Source organism: Streptomyces sp. NPDC096193, assembly GCF_040302905.1.
In the GTDB taxonomy this organism is placed as follows: Bacteria; Actinomycetota; Actinomycetes; order Streptomycetales; family Streptomycetaceae; genus Streptomyces.
In genome coordinates this window covers 466,018-483,102 of sequence record NZ_JBEOSJ010000002.1, presented here as the reverse complement: position 1 = coordinate 483,102, position 17,085 = coordinate 466,018, and the positions used below count along the sequence as shown (strand labels likewise).

Sequence of the window (17,085 nt, the reverse complement as noted above, 5' to 3'; positions counted from 1 at the left end):
AGCCCCCCGCTTACTTGACGTACTTCGACATCTCGGACGCCGGCACCGCTGAACCGTCCCGCCGCTTCAGTGCGGCAGCGATCTGCGCCTCGTCGTTGGCATGCAACTTCTTCGAGAAGTCCAGGTGATTCGAGATGTGCGCACACATCTGGAGCACGGTCTTTAGCTGCGCGGTCCAGACCTCGAGCGTGGTGTACAGCTCGTCACCCGCGGTGAGGTTCCGGCTCTTCAGCTCGGCGGCGGCTCGGGCGGTCGACCCTGCCCCGGCCTTGCCCATGCCCGCGCCCGCTATGTCGGCCTTCTTCTGCAGCTCGCCATGGACCCGGAACGCCTCGTTGCCGACCTTGCCCAGATCGTCCTGGCGGACCACCAGATCGGGCTTCATCCCCGAACCCGACCCACCCGGATCGGGCGCCGCCGCATTGAGTCGCATTTGCGCAGATCGACTGTCCTGCGCCTCGGACTTCAGTTGTGCCCACTCGTCATCGAACGTCATCGTTGCCCCCGCCCCGATCTGCATCAACGACCAACACTAGCAACCACGTTGGGAAGGCTCGCTACAGTTACCGCGTCTTGGGGATCACGTCCGCAAACGAAACAACTGCATCTGCGCCTGTCGAACGAGGATGCACATGATCAAGGCCAGGAACGACGCCTACGTGGTCGAGACGAGCACCACGGGAGACCGTGCACTCCGCGTGGCGGCCGGTCTGGGATTGATCTCCACTACGGTCACCGGAGTGCTGGCGCCGCTCTTCGTCAAAGCGGGCCGCCGCGCCGCTGGTATTCGCCGCGCCCACGCTGATCGCCCTCGCCGCCGTTCCACGGTTGACCCTGCTGGCACCTGCGAGTTGATCAGAGGAAGCATCCGATTCCCAGCGACGTCTTCTGAGATTTCCGGCCGCGCCGACAAGCGAACCAGCCCCGCCCATGGGCAGAAGCACGTCCGCCCCCGCAGGGCATGCGACCACCCCGAGCCCCCGCCCGCCCGATCGGAGTCTTATGGCTTCCTTAGGGCTTGTTGAAGAAGCCCTTCCGGGCCCCCTCCCCGGCCCCCGTCCGCCATAGGCTCCTTCGGCAACCCCCCACAGTCCCGGTGGGCGCGTCCGCGCGCCCACCGGGGTTAACCGGCTCGCCGAATCGACGAGGTGCCTGACCATGAGTTCCCACCGTGCCGCTCGATCCCGCTCCCACGCCCGCCGCAAGGACGGGCCCGGCAAGCGGAACCTCGTCCTGGCACTGGGCGCGCTCACCGTCACGGCCGGCGTAGGGGCCACCCTGCTCACCGGTGGCGGGGATCAGGGCGGCGAGGGGGAGCGCGTGGCGGCCAGTGCCGCCGACGCCCTGCCCGACACGGCCGCGGGCGAGGACACCACGGGCAGCGCCTCTCCCTCGGCGTCCGCGTCCGCGAGTCCCAGTCCGTCGGCCACGCCCAGCCCGACCAAGAGCGTGCCGGTCAGGCCGAAGGCGAAGAAGACCCCGACGACCGCCCCGAAGACCAACGCGAAGAGCGCCAAGGGCACGGGCGGCAGCGGCGGAGGGCGCGCGTCGGGCCCGGTGTCCGGTGGGTCCGGCTCCGGGTCCGGCGGGTCGGGCGATTCGGACGGCGGCAGCTCGAACGGCGCCGAGGCGCAGGTCCTCGCCCTCGTCAACAAGGAGCGCGCGTCCGCCGGTTGCTCACCCCTGACCGCGAACGCGCAGCTGACCGAGGCCGCCGACGACTACAGCGATGTCATGGCCGCGAGCGGCGTGATGTCCCACACCGGTCCGGACGGATCCACCATGACCAGCCGGGTGGAGGCCGCCGGATACGCCTGGTCCACGCTGGGCGAGAACATAGCCCGCGGCCAGGCGGACGCCGCCTCGGTCATGGACTCGTGGATGAACAGCCCCGGCCACCGCGCGAACATACTGAACTGCTCGTTCAAGGAGATAGGCGTCGGCGTGCACGTCGGCGACGGCGGCCCCTGGTGGACCCAGAACTTCGGCGCCCGCCGCTGACCGGGTCCGCTCAGCACCGCAGGACCTGACCGGTCCGGCCGGCAGCGCAGGACCTGACCGGTCCCGCCCGACCGTCTGCCTACCCCCCCGCGTCCGCCAGCGCGAACGACACCCGTACCCGTCCGCCCCCCATCGGCCCCCGCGATATCTCCAGCTCCCCGCCCGCGTCACGGGCCGCCCTGGCCACGATGTCCAGGCCGAGCCCCGTGGAGCCGCCGACACTGACCCCGCGGGTGAGCGCGGTCTCCGGGTCCGCGAAGCCCGGGCCCGCGTCGTCCACCGTCAGCCGCACGCTCCGGTCGTCACGCTCCACCCGTACGGCGAAGGCGGTGCCCTGCGGGGTGTGCCGGAAGACGTTGCCGATCAGCGCGTCGACGACGGCCGCGAGTTCGTCCTCCGGGAAGCGGACCGGCGTACGCCGCGGGGTGAAGGAACGCTCGCACAGCCGCTCCTGCTGGGCCGCCAGCACGGACCAGAAGTCGAGCCGCATCGCGACCACTTCGGCCATCTCCGACGATCTCGACGACACCGTCCCGCCCGCCTGGCCGGCGGCCAGCGGAGTCCGGGCCGCCGTGATGATCGAGTCGAGTTCGGTCTCGAGCTGTTCGACGGCCGCGGTGATCCGTCCGGCCCCGGGTGACCCCCTGATCAGGTCCACTTCCAGGTACAGCGCGGTCAGCGGCGTCCTGAGCCGGTGCGAGAGGTCGGCCACCATCTCCCGCTCGATGGCGAGCAGTTGGACGACACGGTCGGCCATGTGGTTGAACGCCGCGCCGGCTTCCTGCAGTTCCGGCGGCCCGTCCGGATCCACCCGTACGTCGAGGTCGCCGGACCCCAGTGCCAGTGACGCGCTCTTCAGGCTCCGCGACGAGCGGACCACCCGAGCGCCCAGCCGGTCGGCCACCAGCACCGAACCGCCCACCAGACCGATGGCCAGCAGCGCCATCACGCCCCACGACGCCCACACCCCGCGGGTCAGATCCGCGCCGGGCACGTACGACTCGACGACGGCCACCCGGTCCTCGGCGAGGACCACGGGCTGCAGGTAGAACCAGCCGTCGGCGGTGTCCATCGCCAGCGTCTCGCGCTTGCTCACGGCCCGTTCCAGTGCCTGCCGCGGGGCGTGCACCGTGCCGACGAGATCGCCGTCCGGGAGCCGTACGGCCAGTTGGTCGTCGGAGCCCAGGCCGGAGACCGCCTGCTGCACATCGGCCGGCTTCGTCGTCAGGGCGAGCACCGGCGACAGGGCGGCCGCCCGCTGCTCGGCGGCGGTGGTGACGCGGTCCCGGGCCTGTTCGCGTACGAGCAGGGCCAGCGGGATGAGGAAGGACAGCGCGACCATCGTGGTCACGGCGAGGGCGATTCCTGCCAGGGCGCGTCTCATGGCGAGCTGACCAGCTTGATCCCGATGCCGCGCACGGTGTGGAGGTACCGGGGATGCGAAGCCTTCTCGCCCAGCTTTCTGCGCAGCGAGGAGAGGTGGACATCGACCGTCTGGTCCTCCAGATACGGCTGTTGCCACACCTCGGACAGTATGCGCGTACGGGACATGACCTGGTCGGCGTTGGCGGCGAGGTAGGCGAGCAGGTCGAACTCACGCCGTGTGAGGGAGAGCTCGCGGCCGGCGAGGTGCACGGTGCGAGCGAGTGTGTCGATGCGGAGGTCGGTGACCTTAAGGACCGGCTCCCGGGCCCGGTTCGCATCGGGCGCGGACCGCCGCAGCACGGCGGCGATCCGGGCGGCGAGCTGCCCGCCGGAGAACGGCTTGACCATGTAGTCGTCGGCCCCCGCGTTGAGGAGCCTGATGACCTCACGGTCGTCGTCGCGGGCCGTGGCGACGAGCACCGGCACCCGGGAGATCCCGCGGATCATCCGCAGCACGTCGAGACCGTCCAGATCGGGCAGTCCGAGGTCGAGCACGACGATGTCCGGCGGGGCCTGGGTGACCTCGCGCAGCGCTTCGAAACCCTGGTGAGCGGTCTTGATCGCATACCCGTGCGCACTGAGGACCTCGGTCAGTGCGGCACGGATCACAGGGTCGTCCTCGACGACAAGTACGGAGGCCATGGGCAGGAACGTTAGCCGGTCCGCCACTATGGTGCCGTGCCCCGGTACCTGCGCTATCTGCTCATCTGGCTGTCGTGCACGACAGCCAGCGTCACGGCCGTGATATTCACGGTCCACTTCGTGGTCGGCTCGACCAGGCCGACGGCGCCGGTGGCGCAGTCGGCACCCGAGGACTTCGCCGCCTCCCCGACGCCCTCGGCGCGCCCGTCCCGCTCCCCGAGCCCCACCCCTTCGCCGAGCGCCTCCCGGCGGCAGCCGGAGCCGGCGCCGACGAAGACGGCCGACAAGCCGCGGGAGTCACGGCCGCCGACACCGCGCGCGACGCCGAGCCCGCAGGATCCGCCGTCCGACGGGAAGCCGACCGGCAACCAGGGCTGCCAGGAGGGCGGCTCCGGAGTGCACACCATCTCGTCCCGGGGCGGCAAAGCCACGGTGCGCTACGGCAGCGGCGGGGTGTGTCTGATCTCGGCGGTGCCGAACCAGGGCTTCACGGCGAGTACGACGCAGAGCGCCCCGGAGACGTTGACGGTGACGTTCGCGGCCGAGCGGCAGCGCTCGGAGGTCACGGCGACGACGGAGCCGTCGGACCGGGCGAGTGTGCGCGAGACATCGTTCTGAGGGCTGTCCCGTGGGCACACGACCTGGCAGCCCGGGGGTGTGGGACGCCCGGGCCGTCCTCGCTCGAGGACGTGCCGTCAGAAGATGCCGTCGGACATTTCTTCGTAGATCTGGCTCCAGGCAGAATCCTCGTCGGCAAAGGGGTTCCTGTCGAAGGGTTCGATGCTGATCCGGATCCGCTCGGGCGAGAGGTCCGGGTCCACCGCCCTGTCCTTCATGATTCCTTCAGAACGATCAGAGCGCGCACGAGAGATTCGAGACTCTCATGGATCAGGACAGGTTCACCCTCGCCGTCGTCGGCGAATGAGTAGACCCGGCTGTCCTCCGGATTGAATGCCGCCGTGGCATAGGGGAAATACCCGAGGACGAGCCAGGACCGATACTTCTCGGGGACCGGTACATTTCGGCGGCCCAGGCACCGACATGCACCGAGTCCTCAGAAAGACAACTTCTGGCAGGGAGCCCGCTCGGTGAATACAGCCTGCAGACCGGCTTCCTTCTTCTTGTTCATCAAGGGGTAGCCGATCGACCGCTCCGAGTGCATTCCGTCGCTGTATCCCACCAGGATCAAACGCTTACCCGTTTTCAGGCACGTGCGCTCCAGGAATCGACGGTGGCAAAAGGCAGGTCAGAGCCTGTCGCCCGGGCTCTGGATGCTCCAGCGATGAATTTCGGACCCGGGCACGGTCTCCCCTGGTATGGACTCCACAGCGCAGACCTCTTCCCCCGATCTCCGCCCCGCCGCCGACGCCGTGGCGCGACTCGTCGCCGGCATCCCGGACGACCGGCTCGGGGATCCGACCCCCTGTCCCGAGTACGCCGTGCGGGAGCTGCTGGCGCATGTCGTCATGCTGTCGACGGCCTTCCGCGATGCCGCCCGCAAGGACCTCGGACCGTTGACGGCCTCCAGTCCCGGCGATTCGCGGCCCGTCCTGGGTGACGACTGGCGGGACGTGCTCCCGCAGCGGCTGGACGAGCTGGCCGAGGCCTGGACCGTGCCCGAGGCGTGGGAGGGGGACACGCAGGCCGGCGGGGTCACCTTTCCTGCCGCGATCGCCGGCCGCGTGGCGCTGAACGAGCTCGTCGTCCACGGCTGGGACCTGGCGCAGGCCACGGGACAGAAGTACGCCTGCGACGAGGCGAGCCTGCGCGAGTCGTACGGGATGATGAAGCCCGCGCCCGGGGACGAGGAGGCTCGCGGCGACGCGTTCGGACCCGTCGTCGACGTCCCCGCCGATGCGCCGCTGCTCGACCGGGTCATCGGGCTCAGCGGGCGGCGTCCCGACTGGCGGCCGGGACACTGACCCGGGCCGTTCTCGCGCCGCATCCGGGCGGGCGGTGGCCCCGGGAGCGCATCCGGGCGGAAGGCGGCCCGGGAAGTGCAGTGTGGTGGCGGGCCGGATCCCGGTCCGCCATCGATCGAGGCCGACACCTCCGTGACGCCGCCGGCGGCGCGCGATGCGCCGTCAGGCCCCGAGCAGCTTCCGTGCGCGCTCCCTCAGCCGCTCGTCCGCCGGAACGATTCCCGGCTCCACTCCCGACGTCACGACCCGCAGATCGCGTTCGGCCAGCGCCTTCAGCCGGGCGCTGACCGGGGGCGTCAGGGCGTCGGGGCCGAGCGCGCCCAAGGCGTCGAGTGCTGTGTCGGCGTCGGCGTTGTGCTCGACGGAGGTCAGGAGTATCTCCGCCGTACGGACAGGGTCCGGTCCGCCGCTGATCGCTCGTAGGGCGCTGATCGCGGCCGGAGCGTGGGAAGGATCGTCCAGCAGACCCTCCAGGGCGGGTGTCAACGCCTGTGCCGCCGGGCCCACATGGGCGGCCGCCAGGGCTGCCTCCCGGAGCGACCAGCGCGTCCAGGTCCCGTCCGAGGCCTCGGCCAGGACGCCCGCGAGCACGTCGACCGCTTCGTTCGCCTCGCCGGTCAGCCGCCACAGCGCGAGCGCGGTCTGGATGTCCGCGTCGAGCTCGGGGACGGTGCGCTTGCGGCCCGCTGGGGTCAGGGCCGAGCGCAACTGCGGGACCAGACAGGCGCCTTCCTCTCCGAGCGCGCCCGCTGTCCGGCAGGCTTCCGGCGCCGCGCTCTGCTCCAGCCGGCGCCTCAGTTCGTCCACCAGCGGGCCGGTCTCCCCCGTCAGGTTCCACAGGGCGTCGGCTGCCGCGTACCGGCCCTCCGGCGGGCCCGTGACGGCTGCTCGTCGCAGGACGTCCGCGGTGGCGTCGCGGCTGTCCGGCGGGCAGACCGCCGCAAGCGCCTGGGGCACGGCCGCCGGGAAGCGGTCCAGCACCGCGGTCAGCTCGGGCAGGGCGGCGGCCGCCTGTATGCCCCAGTCCGCCAGCAGGCCGGTCAGCCATACCGGTTCGTTCCCCGCCAGTTCGTCGTCGGTCAGCCGGATGCGGATGGCGTTGAGCAGCTCCGGTGCGTACGGCATGTCACGCTCGGGCCGGTTGCCGGGGAACCCGCACGCTGCCGCCAGGGCACGTGCGCGGTCGGGGAGGTCGCGGGCGAGCAGCGGTGCGGCCTCGTGCGGGGCGACCCGCACCAGCACGGCGAGTGCCCGGTCCGCCAGGTCGCCGCCCGCGGCGGCGACCGCGGCCAGCGCCGGGGCCGCCGGCCGCGCATGGACGCCGAGCTTGTCGAGGATGGGCAGCAGGGAGGCCGTGTGCTCCCCGGCCTTCAGCAGGGCCAGCAGCGAGGGAGCCAGCCGCCCGGGGGCGCTGCGGGAGATCACGCAGGCGTGCTCGGCCGCCCACAGCGCCTCCTTCCGGGCCTCGGGGTCCCCGGCGGCGAGTGCCGCCCGGATCAACTCGTACGCCGAGGAGCGGTCCTGGTCCGTGTCGCGCCGCAGCAGCGTGTCGACGACATGGTGCAGCGGCTCGGTGCGTGCCTGGTCGAAGCGGCCGGCGACATGCCGGTCCGCCGGGAGCAGCGACACCAGGGTGTCCCGGTGTGCGGGCGTCCACGGCAGACCGGCGTCCAGGCAGGCCATGGCGGCGACGATCCGCAGCTCGGCCGGTTCGCCGGGAACGATCGCCGCCAGGGCCGCATCCGCGGCATCCGGGTAGTCGAGCCGCACCAGTGCCGCGAGCAGCTCCGCCCGGACTCCCGGTTCGCTCTCCTCGTCCCACAGCCGGCGCAGCCGCGGAAGGGCGGATGCGGCACCGGTGCTGCCGGCCGTCCAGACCGCCGCCTGACGCACCCGCGCGTCCTCGGACGCCGACAACGGCAGGATCAGCGCAAGTTGGGACGCGACGGCCGCCCGGCACGCATCGGGATCGGGCAGCCCGTACACGTCGTCGCTCTCCGCTATGCCACCGAGCAGGACCAGCAGATCGACGGTCCGTGTCCCTGCCGCGGCCAGCTGCGCCAGGAAGGGCACGGCCTGCACGGTGGCGGGGTACACCGTCCCCTGATGCAGGATGCTGCTCCACAGCTCGTCGAGCGCCTCGGCCGCCTGCGCGTCGTCGCCCGCGAGCGCACGCAGCATGCCGGGGAGGTCGTCGGCTTCGCCGTACGCATGCTCCAACTCGGCCCAGCGCACGCTGTCCAGACCGGCGAAAACCTGCTCGTGATCCATGCTTCCGAGCATGTCACGGAGGTCTGACAACGCCTCCGATGCCGGCTCCCGCCCTCGATGCGTCCGACGCGCCCTCCGGGCCGAGGCCGTGCCGACGCGCCCTCAGAGCCGAGGCCGTGCCGACGCGCCCTCAGAGCCAAAGCCGTGCCCCGGAAATGCAGATGTGCCGGCAGCCGCCCCGATGCGATGCTCGCGGTATGGCCCGAGGTACGGCACCACGCGTGAAACCCAGCCTCTACGTCTCCGTCGACGTCGAGGCGGACGGCCCGATCCCGGGCCCCTACTCGATGATCAGCTTCGGCGCCGCCGTGGCCGGCCGCCAGGACGCCGACGGCTACGAGCCGGCGGACCCGAAGGCGCGGACGTTCTACCGCGAACTGCGCCCCATCAGCGAGGACTTCGTGCCCGAGGCACTCGCGGTCAGCGGGCTGGACCGGGACAGGCTGATCGCCGAGGGCAGCGAACCGGGCGACGCCATGGCCGAGTTCGCCGCCTGGGTGCGGGAGGTCTCCACCGGTGCGCAGCCGGTGATGTGCGGCTACCCCGCCACGTACGACTGGACGTTCCCGTACTGGTATCTGATCCGGTTCACCGGCGCGAGTCCGTTCGGTCACTCCGGCTGCTTCGACATGAAGACCCTGTACGCCACCAAGGCGCGACTTCCGCTGCGCGCGGTCGTCAAGAAGACCATGCCGCCCGAACTCCACTCCACGAGGCGGCACACGCATCACGGCCTGGACGACGCGATCGAGCAGGCGGAGCTCTTCAACAACCTCATGGCGTGGCCGGGGCGCTGACCTCGCGGGTCTGCCGCTTCGGTATTCACGGCCCGTAATCGGGTCGAATTTCCTTGCGGGGAAAGGGTGTACGAGTCGTTCCCGACCCTGATAGGAAAGCTTCCTAATAGAAGACGGAACGACGAACTCCTCATGGAGGCAAGGTGCCCACCCCCCACAAGCGCGCCAAGAGTCCGCTCAGGTTCCTCCCCCGCTTGGCACTCGGCGTGACACTGATCGCGGTTCCCGCCACCGCCTTCGCGGCCAACTCCCCTTCGGACGCGAGCGACACTCCCTCCACGACCGCGGCGGCCCCGGCCGCCGTCGGCCTCGACGACCCGGCGAAGAAGGAGATCGCCATGAAGCTCGTCTCCAGCGCGGAGAACTCCTCGCTGGACTGGAAGGCCCAGTACAAGTACATCGAGGACATCGGCGACGGGCGCGGCTACACCGCCGGAATCATCGGGTTCTGTTCCGGCACCGGTGACATGCTCGACCTGGTCGAGCTCTACACGAAGCGCAAGCCGGGCAACGTCCTCGCCAGGTACCTCCCCGCGCTGCGCAACGTCGACGGCAGCGACTCGCACGCCGGCCTCGACCCGAACTTCACCAAGGACTGGACGAAGGCGGCCGAGGACCCCGCGTTCAAGACCGCGCAGAACGACGAGCGGGACCGGGTGTACTTCAACCCGGCGGTGAGCCGCGGCAAGAGCGACGGTGTCGGCGTGCTGGGCCAGTTCATCTACTACGACGCCATCGTGATGCACGGCGACGGCGGCGACCCGGCCGGCTTCAGCAGCATCCGCAAGCGGGCGATGGCCAAGGCCAGGCCCCCGGCCCAGGGCGGCGACGAGAAGAGCTACCTCAACGCGTTCCTCGACGCCCGTGTCTGGGCGATGAAGCAGGAGGAGGCGCACGAGGACACCAGCCGGGTCGACACCGCCCAGCGGGTCTTCGTGCAGAAGAACAACCTCAACCTGAACACGCCGCTGGACTGGAAGGTCTACGGCGACAGCTTCCACATCGACTGATAGCCACGGACCCGCCGCACGCGGCGGGGTGCCGGCCCGAGAGGACGCGTACCCGTCGTGGGGTAGGCGCCCTCTCGCGCGTCTGCCTCCCCGCCGTCATCGGCGAAGGTCCGCTCAGTGCAGAGCGGCCGCCGGCGCGGGCACCGTCACCCCGTCAGGCTTCCCACTGCCCTGCGCGTCCTGCTGCACTTCGTCCGAACCGCCCTTCCTGCCCAGGTGGTTGAAGGCCAGATTGAGCGCGATCGCCACGATGCAGCCGGTGGAGATGCCGGAGTCGAGGACGACGAGCGCGTCCTTCGGGAAGGCGTGGTAGAACTCCGGCGCGGCGATCGGGATGAGTCCGATGCCGACCGACGCGGCGACGATCAGCGCGTTCTCGCCCTTCTCCAGGGCGGCGGTGGCCAGTGTCTGGATGCCGCTCGCCGCGACCGAGCCGAAGAGGACGATGCCCGCGCCACCGAGGACCGGCAGCGGTACGAGCGCGATCACCGAGGCGGCGACGGGGCACAGGCCCAGCAGGATCAGGATGCCGCCGCCCGCGGCGACGACGAAGCGGCTGCGGACCTTCGTCATCGCGACCAGGCCGATGTTCTGGGCGAAGGCGCTGCACATGAAGCCGTTGAACAGCGGGCTGATGGCGCTGCCGAGGGTGTCGGCACGCAGCCCGCCCTCGATGATCCGCTCGTCGGCCGGCCGGTCCACGATCCTGCCGAGGGCGAGCATGTCGGCGGTCGACTCCGTCATACAGACGAGCATTACGACGCACATGGAGACGATCGCGGCGATCTCGAACTGCGGCGCGCCGAAGTGGAAGGGCGTGGGGAAGCCGACGATGTCGGCGTTCTTGATGGCGTCGAGGTTCGCCATGCCGAGCGGCGCCGCGATGACCGTGCCCGCGACGAGTCCGAGCAGGATCGCGATCTGCTGGAGGAAGCCGCGCAGGACCTTGCGCAGGGCCAGCACGATCACGAAGGTGAGGGCCGCCATGCCGATGTTCTTCATCGAACCGTAGTCGTCGGCCGTGGAGTTGCCGCCCTGCGACCAGGTGAAGGCCACGGGCAGCAGCGACACGCCGATGAGGGTGATGACGGTGCCCGTGACGACGGGCGGGAAGAAGCGGACCAGTTTCGAGAAGTACGGCGTGAGGAGGAAACCGAGCACGCTGGCGACGATGATGGCGCCGAAGATGACGGTGATGCCGTCCGCTCCGCGGTCCCTGCCGATGGCGACCATCGGGGTCACACCGGCGAAGGAGACTCCGTTGACGAACGGGAGCCGGGCGCCGACCTTCCAGAAGCCGAGCGTCTGCAGAAGGGTGGCTATGCCCGCGGTGAAGAGGCTGGCCCCCATCAGGAAGGCCGTGTCCGTGGCGCTCAGCCCCACGGCGGGTCCCACGATCATGGGCGGGGCCACCACACCCGCATACATCGCGGCCACATGCTGAAGGCCGCTGGTGAACATCTTCAGTGGAGGCAGGGTCTCGTCGACCGGATGCTTCTTCTCTGCCGGTGCGTCAAGTGCTGCCGGTGCATCAGGTACTGCCGGTGCGTCAGGTACTGCCGGTGCCGCGTCTGCGTCTGCTGTCGCGTCTGCGGGTGTGTCTGCATCGTTCGGAAACCTGGGCTGTGCGGCCACGGTCGGTTCCTCCGGTCGGTTACACGTCGGCGGCGACGCGGGTGTCAGGGAGGTGGTGCGAAGTGGTGCAGCGGTGAGCCCGGTGCTTCGGGGGTGTGAAGACACGAGTCACCGTCCCGGGAGGCGCGGCACCGATATGCGGTGCCGCACCCCCCGGTCACGGCTGCCATGGACCCCGCTCGGGTCCACGGCTTCCGGCCGAGGGCCGTCCCCCTCGACCGGACGCTTGGGTCAGCCCTGTGCGGCGATCCGCGCCAGGCGCTGTGCCTCGTCCCGCGCGGAGCGGGCGATGGCGTCCTCGTCCACCGTGGTCAGGTGGTTGTCCTCGACGACGGTCTTGCCGTCCACGAGGGAGAGCGATACGGGGGCTGCCGCGCCGAAGACGAGCGCGATCACCGGGTCGGCGATGGAGGAGTGGGCGAGCGTGTCCAGCTTCCACAGCACGAGGTCGGCGAGCTTACCGGCCTCCAGCGAGCCGATCTGATCGGCGCGGCCGAGGACCTGGGCACCGCCGTACGTGCCGAGGCGCAGGGCCTGGCGCGCGTTCAGGGCGGCCTCGCGGTGGGGGCCGAGGCGGTTGACGAGCAGCGCGTTGCGCAGCTCGGTGTGGAGTTCGCCCGACTCGTTGGAGGCGGTGCCGTCGACACCGAGGCCGACGGGGACGCCCGCCTTCAGCATGTCGGGGACCCGGGCGATGCCGGCGGCGAGCCGTGCGTTGGAGGACGGGCAGTGCGCGACGCCCGTGCCCGTACGGGCGAAGGCGGCGATGTCCGAGTCGTTCATGTGGACGCAGTGGGCCATCCACACGTCCTGGCCGAGCCAGCCGGTCGACTCGAAGTAGTCGGTGGGGCCCATCCCGAAGAGCTCCTTGCAGAACTCCTCCTCCTCGACGGTCTCCGAGCCGTGCGTGTGCAGCCGTACGTTCTTGCGGCGTGCCAGCTCGGCGCCCTGCCGCAGCAGTTCGGTGGAGACGGAGAAGGGGGAGCACGGGGCGACGGCGATCTGCGTCATCGCGTCGAAGGAGGCGTCGTGGTGCTTGTCGATGGTCTCCTCGGTGGCCGCGAGTGCGCCTTCGAGGGACTCGACGGCGAAGTCCGGCGGCAGTCCGCCGTCGGACTTGCCGCGGTCCATGGAGCCGCGGGCGAGCGTGAAGCGGACTCCCATCTCGCTCGCCGCACCGATGATCGCGCCGGACAGGTCGCCGGAGCCCCTCGGGTAGACGTAGTGGTGGTCCATGGCGGTGGTGACTCCGCCGCGGGCCATCATGGCGAGGGAGCCCTGTGCGGCCGCGCGGGCCATCGGCTCGTCGATTCGCGCCCACGTCGGGTACAGCGCCACCAGCCAGTTGAACAGGTTGTGGTCGGTGGCGAGGCCCCGGGTGATCCACTGGTAGAAGTGGTGGTGGGTGTTGATCAGACCGGGCGTGGCGAGATGGCCGGTGCCGTCGACGCGGCGGACGACGTTCTCCAGACCGGCGGGGGCCAGGCCGGCGCCCACCGACTCGATCCGGTTGTCGGCGACGACGATGTACCCGGACGCGTACTCGGTGTCGTCCGCGTCCACGGTCGCGATGGCACAGTTCTCGATGACGATGCGCGAAGCCGCCATGGCGGTTCCTCGTTCTTCCCATTGTTGGAACGGACCCGGGGGTCGAGCGGGGTGACGACCGGGTCCGCGGTTCTGTTGTTGCGCAGATGCCCCCGCTCTCCCCCTGGGACTCAACGCCGGCGCACGCGTCGGGGGTTCAAGCGGTTCGTCTACAGGTTGGTCATGTCGACGGGGATCCGCGGCTCGACGCCGTCCCGCAGGATCGTGGCCTCGATCAGGCCGTACGGGCGGTCCGCCGCGAAGTACACCTCATTGTCGTTCTTCAGCCCGAACGGCTCGAGGTCCACCAGGAAGTGGTGGTTGTTCGGCAGCGAGAAGCGGATCTCGTCGATCTCGCTGCGGCTGTTGATCACCCGCGAACCCATCTGGTACAGGGTCTGCTGGAGCGAGAGTGAGTACGTCTCGGCGAAGGCCTGCAGGATGTGCTTCTTGGCCTGCTCGTACGACTTCTCCCAGTTGGGCATCCGGTCGTCGTCGCTGGTCCAGTTGTAGCGCCAGATCGAGGCGACGTCGGTGCACAGGATGCGGTCGTACGCCTCCTTGAGCGTCGTGTACTTGTCCTTGACGTAGCCCCAGAACTCCGAGTGGGTGGAGTTCATGACCGTGAGGTCCTTCAGACCGGACAGGACCTCCCAGTTCTCACCGTCGTAGGTGATCTGGGCGGTGCGCAGCTCCTGGCCCTTGCGGGCGAAGGAGTGCCGTACCTCGTCGGAGCCGATGAACTTGGAGTTGGCGTCCGAGGTGGCGATGCGCTCCCAGGAGTACTCCTCGATGCGGATACGCGCCCGGTGGATCGGCTCCTGGGAGGTCACGAAGTGACGGGCCAGGTGGATGCCGAACTGCTCGGCGGACTCGATGCCGTGCTCCTTGGCGAACGCGTACACCGTGTTCTTGGTGGTGTCGGTCGGCAGGACGTTGGCGTTGGAGCCGGAGTAGTGGACGTCGTCCATGTCGCCGGAGAGGGCGACCGAGACGTTCAGGTCCTTGATGTGGTGGGTGTCGCCGTCCCGCGTGATCTTGACGACGCGGTTCTCTGCTTTGCCGTACTGGTTCTGGCCGAGAATCGTGGGCATGTCTGCTAGCTCCCTCGGTAAACGGAGTAGCCGAACGGGTTGAGCAGCAGCGGTACGTGGTAGTGCTCGCCCGGTACGACGGCGAAGGTGATCGCCACCTCCGGGAAGAACGCACCGCTGTCCCTTACGCGGGGGGCGTCCTGCTGCGCCTCGGCTTGCTGGTTGGCGTTGTTCCTGGTGGAGAAGTACGCCTCGGTCTCGAAGTCGAGACGTACATGTGTGGTGCCCTCCGGCAGCGCCGGCAGGTCCTTGCACCGCCCGTCGGCGTCGGTGGCGGAGCCGCCGAGCGCGGTCCACTCGGCGCCGTGGCCCGGGCGGGCCGACAGCGTGATGGCGACGCCCTCGGCGGGGCGGCCGATGCTGGTGTCCAGAATGTGGGTGGACACGGAAGCGGTGGTCTCGGTGCTCACAGGTCACTCTCCTTCGACGAGTCGGGCCAGCCGGATCCGGTTGATCTTGACGAGCTCTCCGCGGGCGATCTCCCGCTCCCGCTCGTCGGAGTTCTGGATCCGGACCCTGACCGCGTCCCGCATCTGCTCACCGGTGGCGCCGGTGGCGCAGATCAGGAAGACGTGACCGAACTTCTCCTGGTAGGCCAGGTTCAGTTCGAGCAGTTCGGCCTTCAGTTCCTCGGAGGCGCCGGCCATCCCCCGCTGTTCGCGGGCGGAGGTCGCATCGCCCGGCTTCGGCCGGCCGATCGGCGGGTGTCCCGCCATCGCCTCGGCCAGATCCGCCGCTGTCAGCTCGGCCATCGCGGCGTCACTGGCGGTGTAGAGGGCCTCGGCGGTGGCGTAGGGACGCTGCGCGAGCAGCTTGTTTCCCCAGGCCGAACTGGCGCACACCTCGTGGAGCGCGGCGCTCGCGTCGCTCTCCGCCGATGTGTTGAACCGGGCGAGGCCCGGCGTCGAGCTCGAAGTCACGGGAGCCTCCGTGGCTGTTTTTCGCTGTGCGTTGGACGGGCTGCGGACAGCTAACGCCCTCCGGCGACATAACGTCAACACTTTGTTGAAAACTCGGTGACACCCGAGCCGCCACTCGGAGAGCCCCACCACGTGCCGTGACCGCGAGCGATCGCAGAGTGAAGCAGGGGCGGGTGGTCACTCGCCCTTGGTGCCGTTTTCGCGGTTCAGATAGTTGTAGACGGTGAAGCGGCTGACGCCCAGCGCACCGGCCACCGTCTCGACGCCGTGGCGCACCGAGAACGCGCCGCGGGCCTCCAGGGAGCGCACGACCAGTTGCTTCGTCCTGCGGTCCAGTTCGGACAGCGGCATGCCGTGACGGCGCTCCAGGGCCGCCAGGATGTGGTCGAGGGAGTCGGAGAGCTGCGGCAGCCGAACCGCGACGACGTCCTCGCCCTCCCAGGAGAGCACCACGTCGTCCGGGCTCGCCTGCCCGGGCTCGACCATCTCCGCGCCCATCGCGTCGACGAGCGGCTTGACCGCGCGGGTGAGGGGGTGCTCCGAGGGGTCGCTCACTTCTCCCCCTCCCCGACCACGTTGATCTGGAGCGAGACCCGGGTGGCGCCGGCCTCCAGGGAGCGGCGCACGAGCGCGTCGACCGCGGCGAGCACGGCGTCGGCGTCACCCTCGGCCGTGTTGCCGAACGGCCCCACGTCGACGGCGTCGAGTTCGGCCGACTGGACGACCTCACGGGCCACCACGGCATGGGCGGGCGCTTCGTCCAGGTCGAAGGGCTCGGTCGTGAACTCCACTCTCAATCGCACGCGCACAACCTAACGCGAGAGAGGCGAAATCGGAGATGGCCCCTTGACAAGTCCGACGGACCGCCTGCAATCTTCCGTTAAGCAGAAACTGACTTCCGCAATACGGAAGGAGCGCACACCCCTCATGGGATACACCGACCAGCGCTTCGATGTGAACCTTTCGATCCTCTTCACGGAACTCCCGCTCCTGGAGCGCCCCGCGGCAGCCGCCGCGGCGGGCTTCACGGCGGTCGAGCTGTGGTGGCCCTGGATCGAGACCCCCACCCCGGCGCAGGCCGAGCTCGACGCCCTCAAGAAGGCGCTCGACGACGCGGGCACCCAGCTGGTGGGGCTGAACTTCTACGCCGGGCAGCTGCCGGGCCCCGACCGCGGCGCGCTCTCCGTGCCCGGCAAGGAGTCCGACCGCTTCCGCGCCAACATCGAGGTGGCGGCCGACTTCGCCGCCTCGGTGGGCTGCAAGGCGCTCAACGCCCTCTACGGCAACCGCGTCGAGGACGTGAACCCGCAGATTCAGGACACCCTCGCCCTGGAGAATCTGGTGCTGGCCGCCCGCGCGGCCGACCGCATCGGGGCGATCCTGCTCGTCGAGACCCTCAACAAGCCGGAGTCCCCGCTCTACCCGCTGGTGAGCGCCCCGGCCGCGATCGAGGTCATCGACAGGGTCAACGCGGCGACCGGCCTCGGGAACGCCAAGTTCCTGCTCGACATCTACCACCTGTCGATGAACGGCGAGGACGTCAGCCAGGTCATCGCGGCCTACGCCGACAAGGCCGGCCACGTGCAGATCGCCGACAACCCCGGCCGCGGCGCCCCGGGCACCGGCTCCCTCCCCCTGGAGCAGCTCCTCGACGAGCTGACGAAGGCCGGATACGAGGGCTGGGTGGGCCTGGAGTACAAGGCCGGCGACCGCCCGAGCGCCGAGTCCTTCGACTGGCTCCCGGCCGAGGCGCGCGCGGCGCGCTGAACCCACACCCAGGC

The 17,085-nt window shown here is 70.0% G+C and carries 19 protein-coding genes; 6 read left to right on the top strand and 13 right to left on the bottom strand.

Going from position 1 to position 17,085, the window contains the following annotated elements; genetic code table 11:
* Window positions 1-10: 10 nt before the first annotated feature.
* Window positions 11-496, bottom strand: coding sequence for a hypothetical protein (locus ABTX78_RS04940; RefSeq protein WP_352205403.1), 486 nt, complete (start codon window positions 494-496; stop codon window positions 11-13).
* Window positions 497-1,158: 662 nt separating this feature from the next.
* Here ABTX78_RS04940 and ABTX78_RS04935 point away from each other — a divergent pair.
* Window positions 1,159-2,001, top strand: coding sequence for a CAP domain-containing protein (locus tag ABTX78_RS04935; protein ID WP_352205402.1), 843 nt, complete (start codon window positions 1,159-1,161; stop codon window positions 1,999-2,001).
* Window positions 2,002-2,080: 79 nt separating this feature from the next.
* On the opposite strand, the gene ABTX78_RS04930 is transcribed toward ABTX78_RS04935, so the two are convergent.
* The gene (locus ABTX78_RS04930; protein ID WP_352205401.1) at window positions 2,081-3,385 is read right to left on the bottom strand and encodes a sensor histidine kinase; all 1,305 of its coding nucleotides are present in this window, start codon (window positions 3,383-3,385) and stop codon (window positions 2,081-2,083) included.
* Window positions 3,382-4,068, bottom strand: coding sequence for a response regulator transcription factor (locus ABTX78_RS04925; protein ID WP_352205400.1), 687 nt, complete (start codon window positions 4,066-4,068; stop codon window positions 3,382-3,384). The genes ABTX78_RS04930 and ABTX78_RS04925 overlap by 4 nt, the downstream gene beginning before the upstream one ends.
* 36 nt (window positions 4,069-4,104) lie before the next feature.
* On the opposite strand from ABTX78_RS04925, the gene ABTX78_RS04920 reads away from it, so the two are divergent.
* Window positions 4,105-4,686 (top strand): hypothetical protein, encoded by a 582-nt coding sequence (locus ABTX78_RS04920; RefSeq protein ID WP_352205399.1) that lies wholly within the window; start codon window positions 4,105-4,107, stop codon window positions 4,684-4,686.
* A 77-nt stretch (window positions 4,687-4,763) separates the two neighbouring features.
* On the opposite strand, the gene ABTX78_RS04915 is transcribed toward ABTX78_RS04920, so the two are convergent.
* Both ABTX78_RS04915 and ABTX78_RS04910 read right to left on the bottom strand, forming a co-directional pair.
* Entirely contained in the window at window positions 4,764-4,904 is a 141-nt protein-coding gene (locus ABTX78_RS04915) for a hypothetical protein (protein WP_352205398.1), read from the bottom strand.
* Window positions 4,901-5,101, bottom strand: coding sequence for an SUKH-4 family immunity protein (locus tag ABTX78_RS04910; RefSeq protein WP_352205504.1), 201 nt, complete (start codon window positions 5,099-5,101; stop codon window positions 4,901-4,903). The genes ABTX78_RS04915 and ABTX78_RS04910 overlap by 4 nt, the downstream gene beginning before the upstream one ends.
* Before the next feature lie 283 nt (window positions 5,102-5,384).
* Here ABTX78_RS04910 and ABTX78_RS04905 point away from each other — a divergent pair, with 283 nt between their 5' ends.
* The gene (locus tag ABTX78_RS04905) at window positions 5,385-5,990 is read left to right on the top strand and encodes a TIGR03086 family metal-binding protein (RefSeq protein ID WP_352205397.1); all 606 of its coding nucleotides are present in this window, start codon (window positions 5,385-5,387) and stop codon (window positions 5,988-5,990) included.
* A gap of 162 nt (window positions 5,991-6,152) precedes the next feature.
* On the opposite strand, the gene ABTX78_RS04900 is transcribed toward ABTX78_RS04905, so the two are convergent.
* A complete protein-coding gene (locus ABTX78_RS04900; RefSeq protein ID WP_352205396.1) occupies window positions 6,153-8,261 on the bottom strand; it encodes a HEAT repeat domain-containing protein in 2,109 nt (702 codons plus the stop codon).
* Between the two features lie 197 nt (window positions 8,262-8,458).
* Between ABTX78_RS04900 and ABTX78_RS04895 the strand changes: the two genes are divergently transcribed.
* Both ABTX78_RS04895 and ABTX78_RS04890 read left to right on the top strand, forming a co-directional pair.
* On the top strand, window positions 8,459-9,058 hold the full coding sequence (locus tag ABTX78_RS04895) for an exonuclease (protein ID WP_352205395.1): 600 nt from the start codon (window positions 8,459-8,461) through the stop codon (window positions 9,056-9,058).
* A gap of 143 nt (window positions 9,059-9,201) precedes the next feature.
* On the top strand, window positions 9,202-10,068 hold the full coding sequence (locus ABTX78_RS04890) for a chitosanase (protein ID WP_352205394.1): 867 nt from the start codon (window positions 9,202-9,204) through the stop codon (window positions 10,066-10,068).
* 114 nt (window positions 10,069-10,182) lie between these two features.
* Here the strand turns inward: ABTX78_RS04890 and ABTX78_RS04885 are convergent, their stop codons facing one another.
* The 7 genes from ABTX78_RS04885 to ABTX78_RS04855 all read right to left on the bottom strand — a co-directional run bounded on the left by ABTX78_RS04885 (window position 10,183) and on the right by ABTX78_RS04855 (window position 16,107).
* Window positions 10,183-11,544 (bottom strand): nucleobase:cation symporter-2 family protein, encoded by a 1,362-nt coding sequence (locus ABTX78_RS04885; RefSeq protein WP_365937757.1) that lies wholly within the window; start codon window positions 11,542-11,544, stop codon window positions 10,183-10,185.
* 390 nt (window positions 11,545-11,934) lie between these two features.
* Window positions 11,935-13,311 carry an 8-oxoguanine deaminase gene (locus ABTX78_RS04880; protein WP_352205392.1) on the bottom strand — a complete coding sequence of 459 codons (1,377 nt, stop codon included), beginning with the start codon at window positions 13,309-13,311 and terminating at the stop codon, window positions 11,935-11,937.
* Between the two features lie 149 nt (window positions 13,312-13,460).
* Complete coding sequence (pucL, locus tag ABTX78_RS04875) at window positions 13,461-14,384, bottom strand: factor-independent urate hydroxylase (RefSeq protein WP_352205391.1); 924 nt, start codon at window positions 14,382-14,384, stop codon at window positions 13,461-13,463.
* A gap of 5 nt (window positions 14,385-14,389) precedes the next feature.
* Entirely contained in the window at window positions 14,390-14,794 is a 405-nt protein-coding gene (gene uraH, locus ABTX78_RS04870) for a hydroxyisourate hydrolase (protein WP_352205390.1), read from the bottom strand.
* Window positions 14,795-14,797: 3 nt separating this feature from the next.
* Window positions 14,798-15,304, bottom strand: coding sequence for a 2-oxo-4-hydroxy-4-carboxy-5-ureidoimidazoline decarboxylase (gene uraD / locus ABTX78_RS04865; RefSeq protein WP_352205389.1), 507 nt, complete (start codon window positions 15,302-15,304; stop codon window positions 14,798-14,800).
* 177 nt (window positions 15,305-15,481) lie between these two features.
* Window positions 15,482-15,802 (bottom strand): helix-turn-helix domain-containing protein, encoded by a 321-nt coding sequence (locus ABTX78_RS04860; protein WP_502993775.1) that lies wholly within the window; start codon window positions 15,800-15,802, stop codon window positions 15,482-15,484.
* A 53-nt stretch (window positions 15,803-15,855) separates the two neighbouring features.
* The gene (locus ABTX78_RS04855; protein WP_352205387.1) at window positions 15,856-16,107 is read right to left on the bottom strand and encodes a thiamine-binding protein; all 252 of its coding nucleotides are present in this window, start codon (window positions 16,105-16,107) and stop codon (window positions 15,856-15,858) included.
* A 124-nt stretch (window positions 16,108-16,231) separates the two neighbouring features.
* Between ABTX78_RS04855 and ABTX78_RS04850 the strand changes: the two genes are divergently transcribed.
* The gene (locus ABTX78_RS04850; RefSeq protein ID WP_352205386.1) at window positions 16,232-17,071 is read left to right on the top strand and encodes a TIM barrel protein; all 840 of its coding nucleotides are present in this window, start codon (window positions 16,232-16,234) and stop codon (window positions 17,069-17,071) included.
* The last annotated feature ends 14 nt before the right edge of the window (window positions 17,072-17,085 follow it).